The organism is Mucilaginibacter sp. BGA-UO-ETr-C110, assembly GCF_059567985.1.
This window is the reverse complement of the sequence record NZ_JCAQPB010000002.1, coordinates 1,378,054-1,398,398: the sequence shown is the minus strand read 5'-3', so window position 1 is coordinate 1,398,398 and position 20,345 is coordinate 1,378,054. Positions and strand designations below refer to the sequence as shown.

At 42.3% G+C, this 20,345-nt stretch carries 12 protein-coding genes; 5 read left to right on the top strand and 7 right to left on the bottom strand.

Going from position 1 to position 20,345, the window contains the following annotated elements:
• The 3 genes from AC57BQ_RS06960 to AC57BQ_RS06950 form a co-directional block, all read right to left on the bottom strand.
• Nucleotides 1–939 (bottom strand): dihydrodipicolinate synthase family protein, encoded by a 939-nt coding sequence (locus tag AC57BQ_RS06960; RefSeq protein ID WP_496405584.1) that lies wholly within the window; start codon nucleotides 937–939, stop codon nucleotides 1–3.
• A 447-nt stretch (nucleotides 940–1,386) separates the two neighbouring features.
• Nucleotides 1,387–2,772: a SusD/RagB family nutrient-binding outer membrane lipoprotein gene (locus AC57BQ_RS06955; protein WP_496405583.1), complete on the bottom strand. Its 1,386-nt coding sequence runs from the start codon at nucleotides 2,770–2,772 to the stop codon at nucleotides 1,387–1,389.
• Between the two features lie 25 nt (nucleotides 2,773–2,797).
• Nucleotides 2,798–5,833 carry a SusC/RagA family TonB-linked outer membrane protein gene (locus tag AC57BQ_RS06950; RefSeq protein ID WP_496405582.1) on the bottom strand — a complete coding sequence of 1,012 codons (3,036 nt, stop codon included), beginning with the start codon at nucleotides 5,831–5,833 and terminating at the stop codon, nucleotides 2,798–2,800.
• 364 nt (nucleotides 5,834–6,197) lie between these two features.
• Between AC57BQ_RS06950 and AC57BQ_RS06945 the strand changes: the two genes are divergently transcribed.
• The gene (locus AC57BQ_RS06945) at nucleotides 6,198–8,549 is read left to right on the top strand and encodes a beta-L-arabinofuranosidase domain-containing protein (RefSeq protein ID WP_496405581.1); all 2,352 of its coding nucleotides are present in this window, start codon (nucleotides 6,198–6,200) and stop codon (nucleotides 8,547–8,549) included.
• Between the two features lie 27 nt (nucleotides 8,550–8,576).
• Nucleotides 8,577–10,979 carry a glycoside hydrolase family 127 protein gene (locus AC57BQ_RS06940; RefSeq protein ID WP_496405580.1) on the top strand — a complete coding sequence of 801 codons (2,403 nt, stop codon included), beginning with the start codon at nucleotides 8,577–8,579 and terminating at the stop codon, nucleotides 10,977–10,979.
• 43 nt (nucleotides 10,980–11,022) lie between these two features.
• Here AC57BQ_RS06940 and AC57BQ_RS06935 read toward each other — a convergent pair whose 3' ends face one another.
• Nucleotides 11,023–12,240, bottom strand: a complete 1,218-nt coding sequence (locus AC57BQ_RS06935; protein WP_496405579.1) for an amidase — start codon at nucleotides 12,238–12,240, stop codon at nucleotides 11,023–11,025.
• A 149-nt stretch (nucleotides 12,241–12,389) separates the two neighbouring features.
• On the opposite strand from AC57BQ_RS06935, the gene AC57BQ_RS06930 reads away from it, so the two are divergent.
• Nucleotides 12,390–13,949: an MFS transporter gene (locus tag AC57BQ_RS06930; RefSeq protein ID WP_496405578.1), complete on the top strand. Its 1,560-nt coding sequence runs from the start codon at nucleotides 12,390–12,392 to the stop codon at nucleotides 13,947–13,949.
• Here the strand turns inward: AC57BQ_RS06930 and AC57BQ_RS06925 are convergent.
• A complete protein-coding gene (locus tag AC57BQ_RS06925) occupies nucleotides 13,944–16,511 on the bottom strand; it encodes a M1 family metallopeptidase (protein WP_496405577.1) in 2,568 nt (855 codons plus the stop codon). The genes AC57BQ_RS06930 and AC57BQ_RS06925 overlap by 6 nt on opposite strands.
• A 66-nt stretch (nucleotides 16,512–16,577) precedes the next feature.
• Nucleotides 16,578–17,432: a LysR family transcriptional regulator gene (locus AC57BQ_RS06920; protein ID WP_496405576.1), complete on the bottom strand. Its 855-nt coding sequence runs from the start codon at nucleotides 17,430–17,432 to the stop codon at nucleotides 16,578–16,580.
• 74 nt (nucleotides 17,433–17,506) lie between these two features.
• Between AC57BQ_RS06920 and AC57BQ_RS06915 the strand changes: the two genes are divergently transcribed.
• Nucleotides 17,507–18,481: an alpha/beta fold hydrolase gene (locus AC57BQ_RS06915; protein ID WP_496405575.1), complete on the top strand. Its 975-nt coding sequence runs from the start codon at nucleotides 17,507–17,509 to the stop codon at nucleotides 18,479–18,481.
• Nucleotides 18,482–18,544: 63 nt separating this feature from the next.
• Here AC57BQ_RS06915 and AC57BQ_RS06910 read toward each other — a convergent pair whose 3' ends face one another.
• Complete coding sequence (locus AC57BQ_RS06910) at nucleotides 18,545–19,603, bottom strand: proline iminopeptidase-family hydrolase (protein ID WP_496405574.1); 1,059 nt, start codon at nucleotides 19,601–19,603, stop codon at nucleotides 18,545–18,547.
• 158 nt (nucleotides 19,604–19,761) lie between these two features.
• Between AC57BQ_RS06910 and AC57BQ_RS06905 the strand changes: the two genes are divergently transcribed.
• Complete coding sequence (locus AC57BQ_RS06905; RefSeq protein WP_496405573.1) at nucleotides 19,762–19,983, top strand: hypothetical protein; 222 nt, start codon at nucleotides 19,762–19,764, stop codon at nucleotides 19,981–19,983.
• Nucleotides 19,984–20,345 lie beyond the last annotated feature (362 nt).

Sequence of the window (20,345 nt, the reverse complement as noted above, 5' to 3'; positions counted from 1 at the left end):
TTATATCGCAACCTCACTTATTTTACCCCAGCTACCTACAGGCAATACCGGACGAACAGCAAGCGCATCACTGATGATCTTTTGAACTTTTTCACGCTCTGCTCCCACTAAAGGTAAACGCGGGGCGCGTACGTTTTCGGTACCTATACCCGTAGCCACTTCTGCCAGCTTAATGTATTGTACCAGTTTAGGGTGGATATCCAGCTCCAACACCGGTAAAAACCAACGGTAAATAGCCAGTGCTTCATCATATCTTTTGGCTTTAACCAAACGGTATATAGCCACGGTTTCTTTAGGGAAAGCATCAACCAGGCCGGCTACCCAGCCATTGGCGCCCATAACCAGGCTTTCCATAGCCAGGGGGTCAACACCGGTTAATATTTTAAACCTGTCGCCAAAGCGGTTGATCATCCGGGTAACGTTTGAAACATCACGGGTTGATTCCTTTACCGCCTGTATATTATCATAAGCTGCAAGCTGCTCAAACATATTCAGGGTGATCTCTACCTTATAATCAACAGGGTTATTGTAGATCATGATAGGTAACTCCGTGCTTTTTGCAATGGTAGTGATATAGGTTAAAGTTTCACGCTCCTCACTGTTGTAACGCATTGGTGGCAATAACATTAAACCATCAGCGCCATTATCCAACGCTTTTTGCGCGCAGGTAACAGCCGCTTTGGTTGTTTGCTCCGCGATATTCAATATTACAGGTACTTTACCATCAACAAAGGCCACGGTGTGGGCAAGCAGGTCATATTTTTCCTGATCACTTAATACGCTTGCTTCGCCTAAAGAGCCTCCCAGTATAAATCCGTCAACGCCGGCTTCCAGTTGGGCATTTAAGTTGATATCAAAAGCCTCAAAATCTAATTCATCATTATTAGTAAACTTGGTAGTTACGGCGGGTAGTACGCCTTTCCAATCAAAAGTTATCATTTCTAAATGTTTTTTTTACAAAATTAGCGTTGTAACAAGTATTAATAGGCCAGTAATTTAACAGGTACTAACCATATTTTATCTAACAAAACCATTTTTAATACCGCTATCGTGATAAATCATGATGCATAAAACTTTTTAAAGCTTCAATTTTAACACTTTTTAGGCCGAAATTGGGGTGAAAACGGCTCAAAAACTGCCAAAAACTTACTCAAAACCATCAATTTTAACACTTTTTAACAAATTTTAACACGTTTTTTTCACTTTAAAAAGTATTAAAATATTGATAATCAGATAACTACATTAAAAACAGCCTATTTTGGGGCCTTTTGGAGCTTAACTAAAACGGCCCGGGTGCATTTTTTACATACATCCGGGCCGTTACCTATACAAATATACTAAATTAATTAGCAGGATAAAAGGCCCAGTTTCTGTTTGTTCCGATACCTATTGGGCATCCCACCAAACCCTGTCGGTTAGTTTAGCGCTTTGCTGAGGTTGCGGGTTTGATATAATTTCTGTTTGCGGATATAGCACCCTACGCGGCATAGCTGATAAAGCATTTTTAACCGCAGGCAATACCGGGAAGCCTGTACGCCTGAAATCGGTAAAGTTTTCCAGTGAAAGGAAATTCGCTATCCCTTTTTCTTCGATGATCAGCTGCTCCGCGTTAGCGTTAGTCAAAGGCCTTGAAGCTATATAAGTATTCGCATTAGTTGTGCTAACCCCCAGTTTTGTCATGTGCGATGATACGGCACTTTGATAAATGGACTGCGCGCTGCTAAAACCAGAAAGTATAAGCGTGGCTTCGGCTTTTATAAACAAGGCTTCGGAGTAATTTACAATGTAATTACTTGCCCCTGCAGCGCCATAAAAGCTTCCCGGACGCGAGTATTCTTCCAGTTGGCCAATAGTGTTTAACCCTTGATCTAACCCTGTATACAAACCGGTAGCGGTTGCAGGGGCAACCATAATGGTTAAACGCGGATCATTACGTGTTTTAAAACCATTAACCGCGGTGCTAGCCATTACAATAGTGCTGGCTGATATAAAATTCTGTTGCCACGGATTTTCTGCACCGGCAGCGCCGCCGTAGGCCATTTTCAAATCATCGTCATTTGATTGCATACCATTTGTAAGCGCGGTAAGTGCCAACTGCGCCTGTGTGGCAGCTGTATACCCAGGCGCTTTGGTCAGGTGCAGATAATAACGGGCTTTTAAGGTATAAGCCAGCTTTGTCCATTTGCTCATGTCGCCAGCGTAAAAGAAATCATCCCCACCCGGAGTTATAGTGCCGTTCTTGGCAATGTCAGCAATACCTCCATCCAGCAAGCTTTGTATAGTAGTATAAATATCTTTTTGGGTATCATATACTGGTGTAAAATTAGCAGTTCCCTTAAAAGCTTGCGAGTACGGGATATCACCCCAAAGATCTGTTCCGGTGCCCAGGCAATAGGCGGTCAGGATCTTGGCAATACCGGCATAGTTTGTTTTTCCGTCGGCAACGGCCTTTGCATTTAGCGTTACCAGGTTATTTAAGCAGGTTACATAAAGTGTATTCCAGTCATCATTAATATCCGTATTATACATTAAATAAGTGCCTGCATTGGGTGCAACCTGGTTCAGCGCGGCCACCTGCATATATTCCTGCACAATTACGGCAGCATTGCCCGCATATAATTTTGATGATATAGCTACCTCAAGCGGAGCAAGCATTTGCGCTTCGGCTACATCAAGAGGCTGATTGGGATTGGTATTTACGTCAATATATTTTTTACAACCTGAAACACTTATCAGGATACATGACATTAAAATCATTGATATTTTTTTCATGATATTTTTATTTGATAAATGATGATTAAAGGGTAAGCTTCATGCTAAAATCGATAGACCTTGATGTGGGTACAGAAAAGGAATAAATACCCTGCGAACCATTTGATGAACCGAACGAACTTACCTCAGGATCGCCGCCAGTAAAGTGTGGCGCGTATATCCACAGGTTACGCCCGGTTACGCTAAAGTTAACTGCTTTGAAAGGGCTACCTCTTAACCACGATGGTTTTACAGTATAACCCAGGCTTACGTTTCTTAATTTAATATAGGTACCATCCTGTATTACAGATTCGGTTACGCCGTTTATACGCTGATAATAAGCCTGTCCGTCAACAGCAACGGTATTAGCCTGTCCCGTTGCATCGCTCACTCCCGGAACCACCCTTAGCCCCCTGTTTTCGGTTACTTTAGGTGTTCCGTAAAAATAGCCATACCCATCCACGTTATTCTGGATATCGCCGCCTTTTTTAACGTCAAAGAAGAAACTGAAATTAAACTGCTTATACCTGATATTATTGGCAATTCCACCCGTCCAATCGGGGTTAATATTACCTATAACACCCTGATCGGCATCAGCATAAGGTAATCCGCTGGCATCAATGCGTAACTGCCCTTGTGCGGTGCGGGCATAGCGTGTACCATATATGGTTCCGTAAGGCTGACCTACAATAATGGTAGTAAAGCCATTTCCAATCTGTTGCAGATCGCCATCAATAGCCAGAACCTTATTCCGGATACGGCTGTAGTTAATGGTCACGTTCCAGGTAAAGTCCTTTGTTTTTACTGGCGCCACGTTCAATAATAGTTCAATACCCCGGTTTTGCATTATCCCGGTATTTACAGTTGTGCCATTATAACCTGTAGATGGTGCAATACTCACCCCCGGAATCAAACCATCCTTTGTTTTTTTGGCAAAATAAGATGCCTCTAAACTTATCCTGTTATTAAAAAAACCGGTTTCAAAACCTGCTTCAAACTCATTTATCCGTTCGTTTTTTAAATTGGGGTTACCCAGCGTAGGGCTCAATAAAAAGCCCGATTGTCCCTGATAAGGGAATGAAATGTTACGAATAATGTAGTCTTTACTTTGACTGTAGTATGGCGTGGTAAGGGAATAAGCGCCCACATTACTACCGCCCACTGTGGCATAGGATAACCTGATTTTACCCAGGTTCATGATATCCTGAAATTCCTTGGAGAAAAACTCAGAAAAAATAAAGCTGGTAGCTACAGACCCATAAGGATAAAAATTATGCGCTGTTGATAGTACCGAGCTTCCGTCATACCTGCCGGTTAGTGACAGGATCAGGAATTTTTTATAATCAATATTTGACTGCGCGTAAAAGCCTATCTTCCGGATATTATATTGGTTTTCAATAAAAGTAACCGTTGAAGCCGAACTGATATTATCCAAATCGGCTACCGAAAGCCCAACACCATTGGCATAAGCAGTTTCTGTATATTGGGAATAAATATTGTTCCCGATAACGCCATCAATATTAAAATCACCAAACTGATGATTAGCGCTTACTATCAGGTCATTATTAAATTGTCTGAAATTGGTATTGTTAACTACAATACGCCCGGTGGGGTTAGATACTGACTGGGCAGCTTCATGGTATCTATCCTGTTCAGTATACACATCGGCGCCAAATCTTTCAGTTACAGTTAACCATGTTAATGGTTTATAATCGGCAGAAAAGGTCGGCAGAAAACGGTTTACGCCTGATTTATTGGAAATATTATCCAATACCCAGTAAGGATTGTTCCTGGAGTAACGATACAAGCGCTGGGTGCCATCTGCATTTTCATAAGGTAGCAGGTTGTATGATATCGGGGCTGTAAAAATAGTCCATACGGGGCTCTCTAAAGCATAACCTTCGGGCAAGCGGTTATTTTGCGAATTGGTATAATTTAACTGGAATGTTGTAGTTAAATTTGGAAGGATCTGGGCGCTGTATTTGGCAAATATCGCGTTCCGCAGAAACTTAGTAGTTGGCACCGTACCCTGCTGATTAAAATTAGAATAAGATACATAATAGTTAGAAGCAGCCCCACCACCGTTTACACTAAACACATTATTATAAGTATGTCCGGTTTTAAAAAACAGATCGGACTGGTTGTACTTTTTTGCCGCTTGACCATTTATTTTTAAAGTATCCATCAATGGGCCCCAGGAAGTACTGGTTTTCATATCATCACCATTATAATAAATACCATTGGTACCCTGGGCATATTTGCTTTGTATTTGCGGCAGCAGCGGGTTTTCGAAGGAGAAATCAGAAGTAAAATTAATGGTTGGTTTTTTATTGGTTGAGCCTGTTTTGGTAGTAATGATAATAACACCGTTTGCACCCAACGAACCATATAAAGCCGTAGCCGCGGCACCTTTTAACACGTTGATATTTTCAATTATGGAAGGGTCTATATCGGCTACCCTACTGGAGCCGGGCCCTGAATTGAGGTTCCCGGTTTCACTGTTATCGATCGGGATACCGTCAACAACCATTAATGCATCGTTATTTCCATAAAACGATGATGCACCACGAACGACTATACGCGTTGAACTACCTGGGCTACCTGATGAGCTGGTGATCTGTACACCGGATACTTTTCCGGCTATATCATTAACCAGGTTAGGATCTTTACCCTGTACCAGGTCTGAGCCTTTGATTTCCTGGCTGCTGTAGGTTAATACTTTTTTGTCGCGCTTAATCCCCAACGCGGTAACTACTACTTCGCTGAGTGTTTTACTGTCCTCGGCTAAAATAATATTAACATTGTTGGTGTTGCTTACTTTAACTTCCTTTGCGGTATAACCAATAGCAGAGACACTGAGAATAACAGGGCCATTACTATCAATAGTAAATATACCTTCGGTATTGGTGATGGTACCTTTACGCGTACCTTTTATTTTAACAGACGCACCTGGTATAGACAGGCCTTTTTCGTCTGATACTTTCCCTTTTAATGTAATTATTTGTGCTTTGGCATTATAACCAAATACAAAAATGCCTAAAAAGAGCAAAACAAGCCTTTTGAGTAATCGTTTTAGCTTCATAAATTAATTTTTGGGGTTAAAAAATTATTAATTAAGTCTGATTCTTCAGATCATGTAAAAATATTTACCCCAAGAGCTAATTTTTTAGCAAAAATTCACCACAACTACCCATATATTATCATTATTAAAATAAAACCCTATAAAAATCACAACATTTTAAATATAACAACACCATAAGATCTGTTTACACCCTTAAATACAGCACTTATTATTAAATAGCCCGTTAACTAACAGTATAGTATCCTAAACCGGTTAAAATCCGGCTATCACCAGCAAAATATCATCAATAATTATTCAGGATATCCGGGTAACTTTACTTTATATGTTTAATTGTTATAATCACACAAATTCTGCAGCTTTGTTAATGAAATGGACTTTATCCTTTATCATTTGCTTTACAACTGCAATAAGCGTAAAGGCTCAATCATATGTGCCTGAATGGAAGGATAGCCGGATAAAAATAAAACCCGTTGTAGCGATACAGGCTTATTCATTTGATTTAAAAGATGTTCAACTACTGGAAAGCCCGTTTAAACAGGCGATGCAGGTTGATGCCGCTTACCTGTTATCTATTGAGCCGGATCGTTTATTATCCGGGTTTCGTTCCCATTCTGGCTTAAAACCTAAGGGTAAACTGTATGAAGGCTGGGAATCATCGGGTTTGGCAGGCCACACTTTGGGGCATTACCTGTCGGCCATTTCCATGCATTACGCTTCGACCCGCGACCCTCAATTTTTAAAACGGATAAACTATATAGTTACCGAACTTAATGAATGCCAAACCGCACGTAAAACAGGCTACGTTGGCGCTATCCCTAAAGAAGACACGATATGGGCGGAAGTTGCCAAAGGCGATATCCGTTCCCGGGGTTTTGATCTAAATGGGGGCTGGTCGCCCTGGTACACCGTGCATAAAGTTATGGGGGGCCTTTTGGACGCCTATTTATATGGCCATAATACCCAGGCGCTTAAAATATGCCAGGGCATGGCCGATTGGACAGGCGAAACCATTAAAAACCTGGACGATGATAAATTGCAGAAAATGTTATTGTGCGAATATGGAGGCATGGCAGAAACCCTTACCAATTTATATGCTATTACCGGCAATAAGAAATATCTTGATCTATCGTACAAATTTTACGACAAACGCATTTTAGATCCGTTGGCCCAACAGCAGGATGTTTTGCCGGGCAAGCACTCCAATACACAAATACCTAAGATAATTGCCAGTGCGAGGCGGTACGAGCTTACCGGCGATAAAAAAGATAAAACCATTGCCGATTTCTTTTGGGAAACGGTTACAGGCCATCACTCCTATGCCACCGGCGGAAACAGCAACTATGAGTACCTGAGCGATCCGGATAAGCTGAATGATAAACTGACAGATAATACCACTGAAACCTGTAATACCTATAATATGCTTAAGCTCACCCGTCATTTATTTGCGGTAGCGCCATCGGCAGCATTGATGGATTATTACGAGAAGGCTTTGTATAACCACATCCTTGCCTCGCAAAACCATCAGGATGGTATGATGTGTTATTTTGTACCACTCAGAATGGGCGGAACAAAACACTACAGCACTCCTTTTGATGATTTTACCTGCTGCGTGGGCTCGGGTATGGAAAACCATGTAAAGTATAACGAAAGCATTTATTTCAGGGGCGCTGATGGTAGTCTTTATGTAAACTTGTTTATTCCATCGGTACTAAACTGGAAAGATAAAGGACTGTCAGTGAAACAGGAAAGCAATTTCCCTAACGATGATCATATCACTTTTACTGTTAATACCCAAAAGCCGGTTATCATGACTATCCGTATCCGTAAACCCAAATGGACCAGCAATGCAAGCATCAGCATCAATGGCAAACAGCAGCAACTTAGCCCCAATGCGCAAGGCTATTTTGTTTTAACCCGTAAATGGAGCAATAACGATAAAATTAAATTTACAACACCCGAAAAACTTTATACCGAAGCCATGCCCGATAACGTTAACAGGCGGGCTGTTTTTTACGGTCCGGTGCTACTGGCCGGCGTTTTGGGCACTACCGAGCCTGATCCGTTGAAAGGTGTACCTGTTTTTGTAACCAGCGAGACGGATCCTAACCAGTGGTTGCAAATGGTTGATAAAAAACAGTTAAGCTTCCGTACGGTAAACATTTCAAAACCAGAAGAAGTTACTTTGATCCCTTTCAATCAAACCAAAAACGAATATTATTCCGTTTATTGGGATGTATTTACACCGCAGGCCTGGGTTGTACAGCAAAAAGCTTACGATGAGCAAAAGAAAAAACAACAGGAGCTGGAAGCCCGCACTACCGATATTTTACGTGTTGGCGAAATGCAGCCCGAGCGCGATCATAACTTCAGCGGTGAAAATGCTACTACCGGCGAAGACCATCAGAAAAAATGGAGGTCGACAGAAAACGGTGGTTACTTGCAATACGAGATGAAAGTTGATGCCAATTCCCAAAATACCCTCATCAATACTTATTGGGGAATGGACAACCGGGGTCGTACTTTTGACATATTGGTTGATGGCGTAAAACTGACCACCGAAGATCTGAACCAGTATAAAGAAAGCCGTTTTTACGATATCAGCTATATCATTCCGATTGAGCTCACCAAAGGCAAACAAAAAGTAACTATTAAGCTACTTCCCAAAAAAGACAATAGCGCGGGCCCGGTTTATGGAAGCAGGATGGTAAAAAATTAAATTAATCGATTAGAAGAAATTAAGCATATGATCAATAAAAGAAAAGCAGCCTGTGTGCTATCACTGTCCATGATAGCATTTACCAGTCAGCTATTTTCGCAGCAAAAAGATTATCCTATACAGCCTGTGGCGTTTACCAGCGTTCACGTGAACGATAATTTCTGGCAACCCAAAATGGAGGTTAATGCCAATGTTACCATCCCTTATGTACTGGCACAATGCAAGGCAAACGGCCGCATGGATAACTTTTTAAGAGCTGCAAAAAAACTGGATGGCGATAAGCTAAGTGAGTTTCCATTTGACGATACCGATGTTTATAAAGCTATTGAAGGGGCGTCCTACTCCATGCAAAACAAAGCGAACCCTCAGCTGGATAAATATATTGATACGCTGATCAGTATTATCGGCGCTGCCCAGGAACCGGATGGTTATCTGTACACCTTCCGTACGGTAAATGCCAAAAAACCGCATGAATGGATTGGCGCCAAACGCTGGGTACAAGAGGAAGTGCTGAGCCACGAGCTGTATGATTGCGGGCATTTATACGAAGCCGCTGTTGCTCATTACCAGGCTACCGGTAAACGTACATTACTCAACATCGCCATAAAAAACGCCGATCTGCTGGTTAAGGTGTTCGGTCCGGGTAAGCTGGAAGAATATCCCGGGCACCAGATAGTAGAAATTGGTCTATCAAAAATGTACCGGGTTACCGGCAACAAGCAATACCTTGACCTGGCCAAATTTTTCCTGGATGTACGTGGCCCTAAGGGCGACGCCTACAATCAAGCCAACAAAAAAGTAGTCGACCAGCATGAAGCCGAAGGGCACGCTGTAAGGGCGGCTTACATGTACACCGGCATGGCAGATATTGCAGCCTTAACCGGTGATACCAAATATTTAGCCGCTATTGATGATATCTGGGGTGATGTAGTCAACAAAAAGCTCTATATCACGGGTGGTATAGGCGCAACCGGTAATGGCGAGGCTTTTGGAGATGCTTATCAGCTGCCAAATATGTCGGCCTATGCCGAAACCTGCGCGGCTATTGGGAATGTGTACTGGAACAACCGGATGTTTTTGCTACATGGCGATTCAAAATATATCGATGTGCTGGAGAGAACGCTTTATAATGGCCTGCTTTCGGGTGTTTCTTTAAGTGGTGACCGTTTCTTTTATCCCAATCCGCTGGCATCTATGTCGCAGCACCAGCGCAGCGCGTGGATCAGCTGTGCCTGCTGTATCAGCAATATGACCCGCTTTTTACCATCCTTGCCGGGCTATGTTTATGCCAAAAACAAAAACGATTTGTATATCAATCTGTTCATGGGCAACTCCAGCAATATCAAATTGGCTTCGGGCAATGTGAACATTGTGCAGACTACCGATTATCCATGGAAAGGTAAAGTTGACATCACGGTTAATCCAGAGAAAAGCCTTGAGTTTACCTTAAGGATACGCATACCGGGTTGGGCTAAACAAGAGCCGGTACCGGGTAATCTGTACACTTTTATGGATAAAAAAACCTTGCCGGTTGTTTTATCTATCAACGGCAAACCTCAATCATTTGTTACTGAAAAAGGCTACGCGGTATTAAAACGGGCCTGGAAAAAGGGAGATCAGGTTTCTCTTTTACTGCCTATGAAAACAGAAAAAGTATTAGCCAACTCATTGGTTAAGGATGATAAAAGCCGTTTTGCATTTGAACGCGGCCCGGTTGTATACTGTTTGGAAGGTCCTGATAATAAAGACAGCCTGGTACAAAATATTATGGTTGATACAAACGCTATTGCCAATGCAAATTATCATGCAGATCTGTTAAATGGCATTGATGTGATAAGCACAGATGGTAAAAGCACTAAACGCCAGTTAAACAGCGATCAACTGATCGAAGCTAACCAACAGGTAAAAGCTATTCCCTACTATGCCTGGGCAAACCGCGGACCAAGCGAAATGACCGTATGGATCCCTTACGAGGCTTCGGCTGCGCGACCCAAACCTGCACCAACCATAGCAAGTACCAGCAAGGTAACATCATCCTTAAAAAACACCAGGATGTACGCAGCCATCAAAGATCAATATGAACCTGCCGACTCTAAGGATACCAACTACCCTTACCTGCATTGGTGGCCAGCCAAAAATACCAGCGAGTATGTTCAATACGATTTTGATACCACGCATACAGTCAGCGAATCAAAAGTTTATTGGTTTGATGATGGGCCATGGGGTGGCTGCCGCATACCGGCATCGTACAAAATATTGTATCTAAAAGATGGTCAATGGGTACCGGTAAAAAACACTACGCCATATACCATCAGCAAAGATGGCTTTAACACAGTAACCTTTGAACCGGTTAACACCACAGCCTTAAGAATGGAAATCCAGCTACCTGTGGATAATTCTTCCGGCATACATGAGTGGGCCGTTAAGTAGCGACAACAAAAATCCCTTAGTATATGCTAAGGGATTTTTGCTTTTATAATAATGGATGTTTTTCATTCCACTTAGCCGCTTGCTCATACACATGTGCAACTTCCAGCACCTTATTATCTCCTCCCCAAGGACCAGCTATCTGTAAACCTTGCGGCATACCATTTCCGTCAAAACCACAGGGAATGCTGATAGCGGGTAAGCCATAATAGTTAAAGAAAAAAGTATTGTCCGCCGAAAGAATCATTGGCCCCTTTGCCTGTGCCGATTGAATATCCGGAACCTGATCGGTAAGTGTCGGCAAAACTACCACATCGACATTTTTAAATAGCTGCTCAGAAATAGTTTTACGGTCCCGATCAATTGTAGCTATGCTAAATGAGGCTGATTCAAAAGGGAGCGAAATATCAGCAATACGATAACCCAGCGAGTTAAACTTTTCCTTAACCTGAAAGTATACCGCATTTACCTTATCGCTTACCTTATAATTTGATACAAATCCTATCGTCATCCTTTTGTGATCGCTTGAGTCTGTAGCCTGCTGCTGATCGGAAAGGATATTCAATAAAATAGCAGCATCTTCCGCGTAACGGGTAGTAATACCAACGTGACTCAGTTTAATAATGGTTTCGTCGGCTTGCTCACCTTCCAGGATCCCCTTGCCGCTAATGAGACCGTAGGTTGATTTAAAACCGGTAACGCCACAGCACGCCGCCGGTAACCTGCATGAGCCAACCGCGTCGGTATCAATGGTAGCATAACAAAACCCTGCGGCAACCGCTGCTGCCGAACCACCAGATGATCCCCCGGCAATAAATTCGGTATTCCAGGGATTGTGGACCGGACCAAAACAGCTCACCAGCGATGTGGTTCCCATACCCAGCTCATGCATGTTGGTTTTACCTATCAATACAGCGCCTGCTTCTTTTAGTCTCTGCACTAACTCCGCATCTTTTTGGGGTATACGGTCTTTAAAATGCACAAAACCTGCCGTTGTTCTGATGCCCGCCGTATCGTAAAAATCTTTAACCGCTACCGGAATGCCGTGAAGTGGCCCTTTCCATTCGCCACGATTGATTTCTTCTGCAGCTATTTTGGCCTGTTTCCTGGCCTCATCACCCAAAACGGTTATAAAAGTATTCAGTTGGGTATCATACGCTTCTATTCGCTGCAAACAAGCGTCGACAAGATCCACCGGCGATACTTTTTTAGTCTTTATCAATTTACTTATTGCCGCAATACTTGCATTATGGTAATTTTCCATATTGATTTTATTGAGATGTCTGTTCAGTAAAATTCCGTATAAAAACTTTAGCACACAGGGTGTTATTGCGCCATAATAAGGGGCTGATTGCAACAATACTCAATCATTTTGTGGTTACTGTTTGTTACATTTACATATAACCTATTTCTATGGCAACAGTAGCATTGGGCAGTTCTGCCGGCAAATGGATCATGGTTTCCTCCATCATGGCCTCGGCTATGGCTTTTATTGATAGCACCGCCCTTAATGTGGTGTTGCCATCCCTGCAACAAAGCCTGAATGCCACCGGTACCGATCTATTTTGGATCCTGAATGCTTATCTGTTGATGCTGGCTGCACTCATCATGATAGGCGGTGCCCTGGGCGACAAGCTCGGCCGAAAAAAGATCTTTATGGCCGGGATTTTTATTTTTATCGCCGGCTCAGCAACCTGCGGCTTTGCTCCCGATGTTAAAATACTCATCGCCTGCCGGATGTTGCAGGGCATTGGCGGTGCACTGATGATCCCAGGTAGCTTGTCTCTGATCTCCTCATCTATTGATGAAAAAGAACGGGGCAAAGCTATCGGCACCTGGTCGGCTTTTACCACGGTGGTTACTTTGGGCGGCCCCATTTTGGGTGGGGCTTTTGGCGATGCCGGTTTGTGGCGTTATATATTTTTTATTAATGTACCGATAGGTATTATAGCTCTTTTGATCCTTGGGTTTAAGGTAAAAGAGAGTCGCGATGAAGAAGCTGATCAGGCCCTTGATTTTCCGGGGGCTATCGCCATAGTATTGGGTCTTGCTTCGCTTACTTTCGGCTTTTTACGAGCTCCTGCAATGGGATTTGGCCATTGGCAGGTGTACATTACGTTAACAGCAGGTATAGTATTGCTGACCGCTTTTATTCTTATTGAAAGTAAAAGCAAGCACCCCATGATGCCCTTAAAACTGTTTACTAACATGACTTTTAGCGGTGTTAACCTGCTTACTTTTTTTCTGTATGCGGGGCTCAGCGCGGGGATGTTATTTTTATCGCTCAACCTGGTGCAGGTACAGGGTTATAGCCAGTTACAATCCGGCCTTACCTTTCTGCCTTTTACCATACTGATGATCGGGATGGCACGTTTTGCAGGTGGCCTTGCTGATAGACACGGCCCACGACTGTTATTAATAGGCGGCCCGGCAGCGGCGGGTGCTGGCTTGCTGATCTTATCCTTTGTCAAACAAACTAATGGCCCCGCAGATTATTGGACTACCTTTTTTCCGGGTATTATCATTTTCGGTTCGGGTATGTCATTCACGGTGGCGCCGCTTACGGCCGCGGTTATGGGTTCGGTCAGTGATCATTTTTCTGGAACGGCTTCCGGCGTGAACAATGCCCTTACACGTATTGCCAATGTTTTCGCCAACGCTATTTTAGGCGCGTTGGCCGTTTTATTTTTCACTGGTGCACTGCAACAGGAAATTCAGAATATCCCCCTAAATGAAAAACAAAAACAGGTAGTGATGGCACAGGCCACTAATCTGGGCGACGCCAAAGTCCCGGCAGGCTTTAATGCCCATGATCAGCAGGCTATTAAAAAGCTGTATCATTCCGGTTTTATCAGTGTTTATGCCCGGGTGATGCAGCTATCCGCTTCGCTTGCTTTTTTAGGTGCATTGATGTCGTTCCTGTTTATCCGGAATAGTACCCTTAAAAAGGGTACCCCACCCGGATCTTTATAACAATTTTTGCGCTCTTAATAGATTGTCTGTATTCTGTAGTATTTTGGCTTTGAGCTTTGGATTGTAATGAGGATGGGCGTTTAAAAAATCATTAACAGTTTTAGCGGCCTGCTTATCCTGGTAATAACCAAAAACGGCCTGCAGCCAAGATTGAGGGAAGAAAATATCCCCGGTTCTTTGTATGTCTTCAACCATTTCCAGGCTTTTAGCCAGGTATTTTTCAGATGTTTTTTGTCTTAAAGGATGATGCAGGTAAACCAAAGCTGTGGTTACCCAGGCCTCTTTTTGTCGGTTCTTCACATCCTTAAGTCCGTTAAAAAACGCGCCACGCTCCTGTTCATTTGAAGATAAGGCGGGTATTAAAAACTCCAATCGTTTTTTACGGTCTGCGTTGGTTATCCTTGTCTCTTGCATCTGTAATACGCCGGTCGGCGAATCATCTTTTAGGGCTATACTTAGTGCCAGAGAGGTGTAATCATCCTCATTTAACTTTACACCCACCGGCGGTTTTTGCAACTGCCAGATGGTATAGATATTCTTTTTAGCAGCCTCTGTTAAATAAACATCCTGGTATGCCCTGAAAAGCACCTTTTTATTATTCGGTTTCTCCTGCTGCTGTAATGCCGACCATAAATTTTCCTCTAGGTTAGATGCTATTCTATTTCTATCCGCAGGTGTGATAAACTCCCAATAAATATTGCCGATGTAACCGGTTAACAACCTCAGGTTAGTTTCTTCTTTTTCTAAAGCTAATCCTTTCGAAAAAATGTTCAGCAGCTCCTGTGGTTTAAAGTAACGACCCTCTAACATATTCTCATAAGCCGATATGTATAGCGACGCTCTTTGTAAAGGGTTATTGATCCTGTATAAACTATCCGTGCTCCCCTTATCTACCGGGAACAAGCCATACCCTATCCCATTTGAATTAAATATCATATACAATGGCTTATCAAGGCCCACAGTTTCTTTCAGATCGATACTGGCACCTTTCATATTCACCGCGATGTTTTTAGTATAGAGTGGGTAAACCATGGTTACGTTGAATGATTGCGGCCAAACACGCATGGCGCCAAATTCAGGATGCTGGGTGATGGTAAAATTACTGATCTTACCACCGGTGTAAATGATCTTTTCGTCAAGTACCGGTCGACCGGGTTGGTTTACCCAAACCTTATTCCAGGCGTACAGGTCGGTAGTGGTGTGTTTACTCAAAATAGCGATCAGATCATTCCAGGTAGCGTTGCCGTAGGCATATTTCTTTAGATACTCCTGTATCCCCAGTCTGAATTTTTCTTTCCCCATGAGCAGCTCCAGTTGCTGCATCATGATGGGCGCTTTGTGATAGATAATATTACCATACAACGAACCTGCATCTTTCAAATTATCCAGATCCTGCCGTATGGGGTTAGCACCTTGGGTACGATCGATACTATAAGCCGCCGGGTAATGATCCTGCAGAAACTTCAGATCAAAAGTTTCGCTGCCCATGAGCTTTTCGGTTATTTTGTCGGCCATAAAATTGGCAAACACCTCTTTCATCCATACATCGTTGAACCATTGCATGGTTACCATATCGCCAAACCACATGTGCGCGGTTTCGTGCGAAAACAGGTTCGACCGGGATATGATCATGTCTTTTGTAGCCCCATCATCCAAAAACACGGCCGAAGCTTTATACTGCACCTCGCCCGGGTGCTCCATACCACCAAACTGAAAATCGGGTATGGCTATAAAGCCTATCTTCTGAAAAGGAAACGGGATGCCTGTCCACTGTTGTAAAAAATCAATGGCATCTTTATGCGCTGTAAAAGTTGGATTGATACTTAATTTAATTTTGGTGGTATCTGTTTCGCGGTATAAAAACTCTGCCTTTCTATTACCTATAAGTTGTTTAACAGAGTTGAATTTTCCCGTCGCAAATGAAAACAGATAAGTGCTCAATTTATCCGACTTGTTAAATCTGTACGTTGTTCTCCCACCCTGGCTTAGGGAATCAGTAATAACCCCATTGGCCAATGCTTTCCATCCTGCCGGCACGGTGAGCGTTAGCAGATAATTAGCCTTCAAATCTGGCTGATCAAAGCAGGCAAAAACCGTTCGTGCCCGGTCGGGTACAAATAAAGCGTACAAATAATCGTCGTTGCGGTTCAGGGATTGATCGCCGGTAGTAAATTGAAGCGAAATCATATTTTTCCCCTTACGCAGGAATCCTGGCGCTATCAGTAAATGCTCCTGTTCCCATTTAACAGGAATCTGTTTGTTATTCACCTGTATAGCATGAACTTTACCCGGGTTTTGTTTCAGATCGAGCTGTAAGGGCTGATCAATATGTTTTAAAACCAGGCTGATCGATTCCCTGGCTTCAATTCCTTTATTTTTATCGGCAGGAATATCAAAATTAAGGGTGTATAGAATATCGCTGATCACCGAGCGGCGATAACGGGCCAGCGCCAGTGACACACCCGGCTCAACTGTAGGGGCACTTACCTGCGCATAAGCTGTTATAGCATTAAAAATTACAAGAAATAAGACGATACCACGTGTATATATTCTAAAGATCATAGGGAAAATGTAACAGCCTGAAAGCAGTGTCACCAAATTTATAAAAATGAAGCCAGTTGTTGATGATCAAAACAAGCTCATAAATACTTTCATGGCGTTTGATTGGGGCAGATCATTACGATAGGTCATCAGTGTGGTCAACAGGCCTTGTTCCCCTTCAATGGGATACGTTTTTATTTTCCGGTTATAATACATCTGGCTGAATAGTTCTTCGGGCATAATGGTTATACCTATTCCTGCTTCTACAAAATTCACTATACCCTCCAGCGTGTTCAACACGGTACACTGGTAATTAAAGATTCCCTGGGTTTTTAACCATTCCTCCAGTTTGGGGCGATAGCTGCAGCCCACATCAAAAACAACAATTTTAACCTGACCTTTTTTAATATACTCCGGCAGATCGGGATAATTTGCGGCGGTCGCGATAGCCAGTTTTTCTTCTTTTATCAGGTGTACGCCCAATTCAGGCGAGGTAACGGGAGCAGCTACAAAAGCGGCATCAAGCTTGTAATTCAATACATCATTGATCAGATTCATAGAATTATCAGCCCTGAAAATCAGCATCACATCGGGATATTTATCCGTAAATTCCTGTATTACCCCAGGCACTTTAAGCGCCATAGTGGTTTCGATACATCCAATTTTAAGTGAGCCGGATAGTTTATGAACATCTGATAACTCCTGTTTTAAAGTTTCGGTGAGGTAGTTTAGTTTTTTACAGTACTGGATAAATATCTCTCCTGCCGATGTGAGCTCTACCGCACGTGATGTTCTTTTAAATAACTGTACATTCAATTCCTCTTCCAGGTTTTTTATTCGCGCGGTCACGTTTGATTGCACGGTGAACATCGCCTCGGCGGCTTTGGTAAAATTACCATGAGCAGCCACTGCCTCAAATATTTTAAGATCATTACTATTCATAAATCACTTTTTATGATTATATATATTATTATTAATCGTTTTTAATAATCAAATATACAATATAGATTTGAACTATGAAATCAATCACGAAAACAAAATGGCAGATAATATTACTGCTTATCCTGGGTAGAGTTTTACCCCTGCATGCCCAACAAATCAATCCTACAAAAAACAATCAAATGAAAACTACAGCCATCCATTACAACAATGTTAAAGTAAACGATCTGAATATTTTTTACCGTGAGGCGGGGCCTAAAGATGCCCCGATGATCCTACTGCTGCACGGATACCCAACATCATCATTTATGTTTCGTAAGCTGATACCTATATTGGCTACCCAATATCATGTTATAGCCCCCGATCTGCCGGGTTTTGGTTTTTCAGACGCGCCCGATCATACCAAATACAGTTACACTTTTGATAATCTGGCCAAAGCCATGCAAGGCTTTATTGATAATCTAAAACTCAAACGTTTCGCGGTTTACATTTTTGACTACGGCGCTCCTACCGGTCTTCGCCTGGCACTGGCCAATCCCGAAAAGATAACGGGTATCATATCACAAAACGGCAATGCTTATGAAGAAGGATTAAGCACCGCCTGGAACCCGATCCAAAAAGCATGGAATGATCCATCGCAGGAGAACAAGGATGCATTGAAGGCGTTTGTATCGTTGGATATGGTGAAGTTTCAATATGAAACCGGTGTGACCGATAAATCACTGATAGAACCGGAAGCTTATACATTTGACAAGTATATTCTCGACCTGCCCGGTCATGTGGAAATCCAGGTCGACCTGATGGTGGATTACAAAAGTAATGTGGTGTTGTATCCAAAATTCCAGGCTTATTTCAGGGATAAAAAGCCAAAACTACTGGCCGTATGGGGCAAAAACGACCCTTTCTTTTTACCAGCCGGTGCCGAAGCTTATAAGAGAGATAACCCAAATGCCAAAGTGAAGTTTTATGATACCGGTCACTTTGCACTGGAAACCCATGCACAGGAAATTGGTGCTGATATTTTGGAATTCATGAAAGATCTGCCTAAGTAAATACGGCATCAAACAAAAAAGCCAGGTATAATGTACCTGGCTTTTTCGTTTGTTATTAAAAACCTACAGCTTCACTTTCTTCTCGCCTTCGTCTACACCTTTAATAAACTTTATTAAACCGTTCATATAGGTTTGCTGATCGTCGTACATACTCATGTGACTACCGTTAGCACAATACAGGTAACTGCCGTTTTGAAACTGGGTAGCCATCCACTGCATATGCGCAGGATCCATAGTATCATATTTTCCGCCAATACTTAAGGCCGGAACAGAAATTTTAGGAAGATCATCTTTACGATCCCAATGCGTTAATTTACCGGCAATACCAAATTCACTTGGCCCTTGCATGGTTACATATAAGGACTGATTGATTTTGTTGAAAGCCCGCAAAAGAGGTTCGGGCCATTGTTCAAACGGAAAACGGCATATGTGTTTTGCATAATAATTGGGTATCAGCAATTGCATATACTCCGGGTTTTCGAAATCGCCTTTTGCTTCAATAGCCCTGATACGAGCCAATACCTTAGGATCAAACTGCTTAGCCAAAACATTATCGGCATATTTACCATAATCCGGACAGCTTGCCATCATGTTGGAAATGATGAGTCCTTTTAAATGTTGCTGGTATTTAAGCGCATATTCCAAAGCCAGGATGCCACCCCATGAATGGCCCAACAGGTAAAAATTATCCTTGTCTAATTTTAGTGCCTGCCTTACTTGCTCCACCTCTTCTACATAGCGGGGTAAGCTCCACATAGCTGTATCCTTAGGATTGTCGGAATTTCCTGTACCCAGTTGGTCATAATAGATCAGCTCAATGCCTTCGGCTGGTAAAAAGCTTTCCATACATTCAAAATACTCATGAGTAGCACCAGGCCCTCCGTTCAGCAGCAACACTTTAATTTTAGGGTTATTGCCAATTTTCTTTGTCCATACATTAAACTTTCCTTTGGGAGTATTGATGCGAACCACCTGTATCCCTCCCGATTGTACTCCTTTTGTGGTATCTTTTAAAAAAGTATGTAAGCTCAATTCAGTTTTCTGCGTTGCATTGGGGTCTTTGCACGCTGCTAACCAGGTTAGCGCGATAAAAAAAGCGATCTTTAAATGTTTTATTTTCATATGTAGTGTTTGGTATAACAACAGGATATGACCAATTACATGGTTTGCTATATAAAGTCCTAATTTATCAACTTTAAGTTAGTTTTTTAAGCGAAGTGATGTTTGTTGATTGCATTAAAGTTTATACATTTGCGGCATTACAGTTTCACATCAAAAACATGAAAAGAATATTAGGGCTTTTAATCACAACAATAGGCATATTATTAATAGGTAGTTTTTTTATTTTCACGCCAAATCACGCGTTTAACCCGGCTGATTCTGTCAGCGGAGTTCAGGCATCTGCCGGAATCGTTTATGGCGGGTTTATTACTTTTGGTGTTGGCATGGTTATCTTTATATCAACCTTACCATTCGCCGGCGAGAAATCAAAAAACGCCTAAGTGATATAATCTTAAAGAAAATTTCATTTTCGATATACAAAGGGCGATCTGTTAACAGATCGCCCTTTGCTTTTTTTAAACATTTTGGCATGAAATACTTTGTGCTAAGCTGATCAATGTAAACCCAGTACATGATGGTTTACACAATTCATGGAATTAATCATATTAATAAATTGATTATAAGATAATTAACTCCATGTTAACCATAAATTGTGTAAACCATGTAAACCCACTTTTAGGTATTCGCCGTATACATGCTTTCGGAGAAATATTTTGCCCCCCTACTACGCAATCGCCCCCTTATATTGTCATATTCACCCCCTTTTTAATAGGAAAGCTTCGGGTAACTTTGGTATATCAAA

Excerpts from the sequence above, each read along its gene's own strand:
- AC57BQ_RS06960 (WP_496405584.1), bottom strand. The coding sequence starts at position 939 with ATGATAACTTTTGATTGGAAAGGCGTACTACCCGCCGTAACTACCAAG.
- AC57BQ_RS06955 (WP_496405583.1), bottom strand. The coding sequence starts at position 2,772 with ATGAAAAAAATATCAATGATTTTAATGTCATGTATCCTGATAAGTGTT.
- AC57BQ_RS06950 (WP_496405582.1), bottom strand. The coding sequence starts at position 5,833 with ATGAAGCTAAAACGATTACTCAAAAGGCTTGTTTTGCTCTTTTTAGGC.
- AC57BQ_RS06945 (WP_496405581.1), top strand. The coding sequence starts at position 6,198 with ATGAAATGGACTTTATCCTTTATCATTTGCTTTACAACTGCAATAAGC.
- AC57BQ_RS06940 (WP_496405580.1), top strand. The coding sequence starts at position 8,577 with ATGATCAATAAAAGAAAAGCAGCCTGTGTGCTATCACTGTCCATGATA.
- AC57BQ_RS06935 (WP_496405579.1), bottom strand. The coding sequence starts at position 12,240 with ATGGAAAATTACCATAATGCAAGTATTGCGGCAATAAGTAAATTGATA.
- AC57BQ_RS06930 (WP_496405578.1), top strand. The coding sequence starts at position 12,390 with ATGGCAACAGTAGCATTGGGCAGTTCTGCCGGCAAATGGATCATGGTT.
- AC57BQ_RS06925 (WP_496405577.1), bottom strand. The coding sequence starts at position 16,511 with ATGATCTTTAGAATATATACACGTGGTATCGTCTTATTTCTTGTAATT.
- AC57BQ_RS06920 (WP_496405576.1), bottom strand. The coding sequence starts at position 17,432 with ATGAATAGTAATGATCTTAAAATATTTGAGGCAGTGGCTGCTCATGGT.
- AC57BQ_RS06915 (WP_496405575.1), top strand. The coding sequence starts at position 17,507 with ATGAAATCAATCACGAAAACAAAATGGCAGATAATATTACTGCTTATC.
- AC57BQ_RS06910 (WP_496405574.1), bottom strand. The coding sequence starts at position 19,603 with ATGAAAATAAAACATTTAAAGATCGCTTTTTTTATCGCGCTAACCTGG.
- AC57BQ_RS06905 (WP_496405573.1), top strand. The coding sequence starts at position 19,762 with ATGAAAAGAATATTAGGGCTTTTAATCACAACAATAGGCATATTATTA.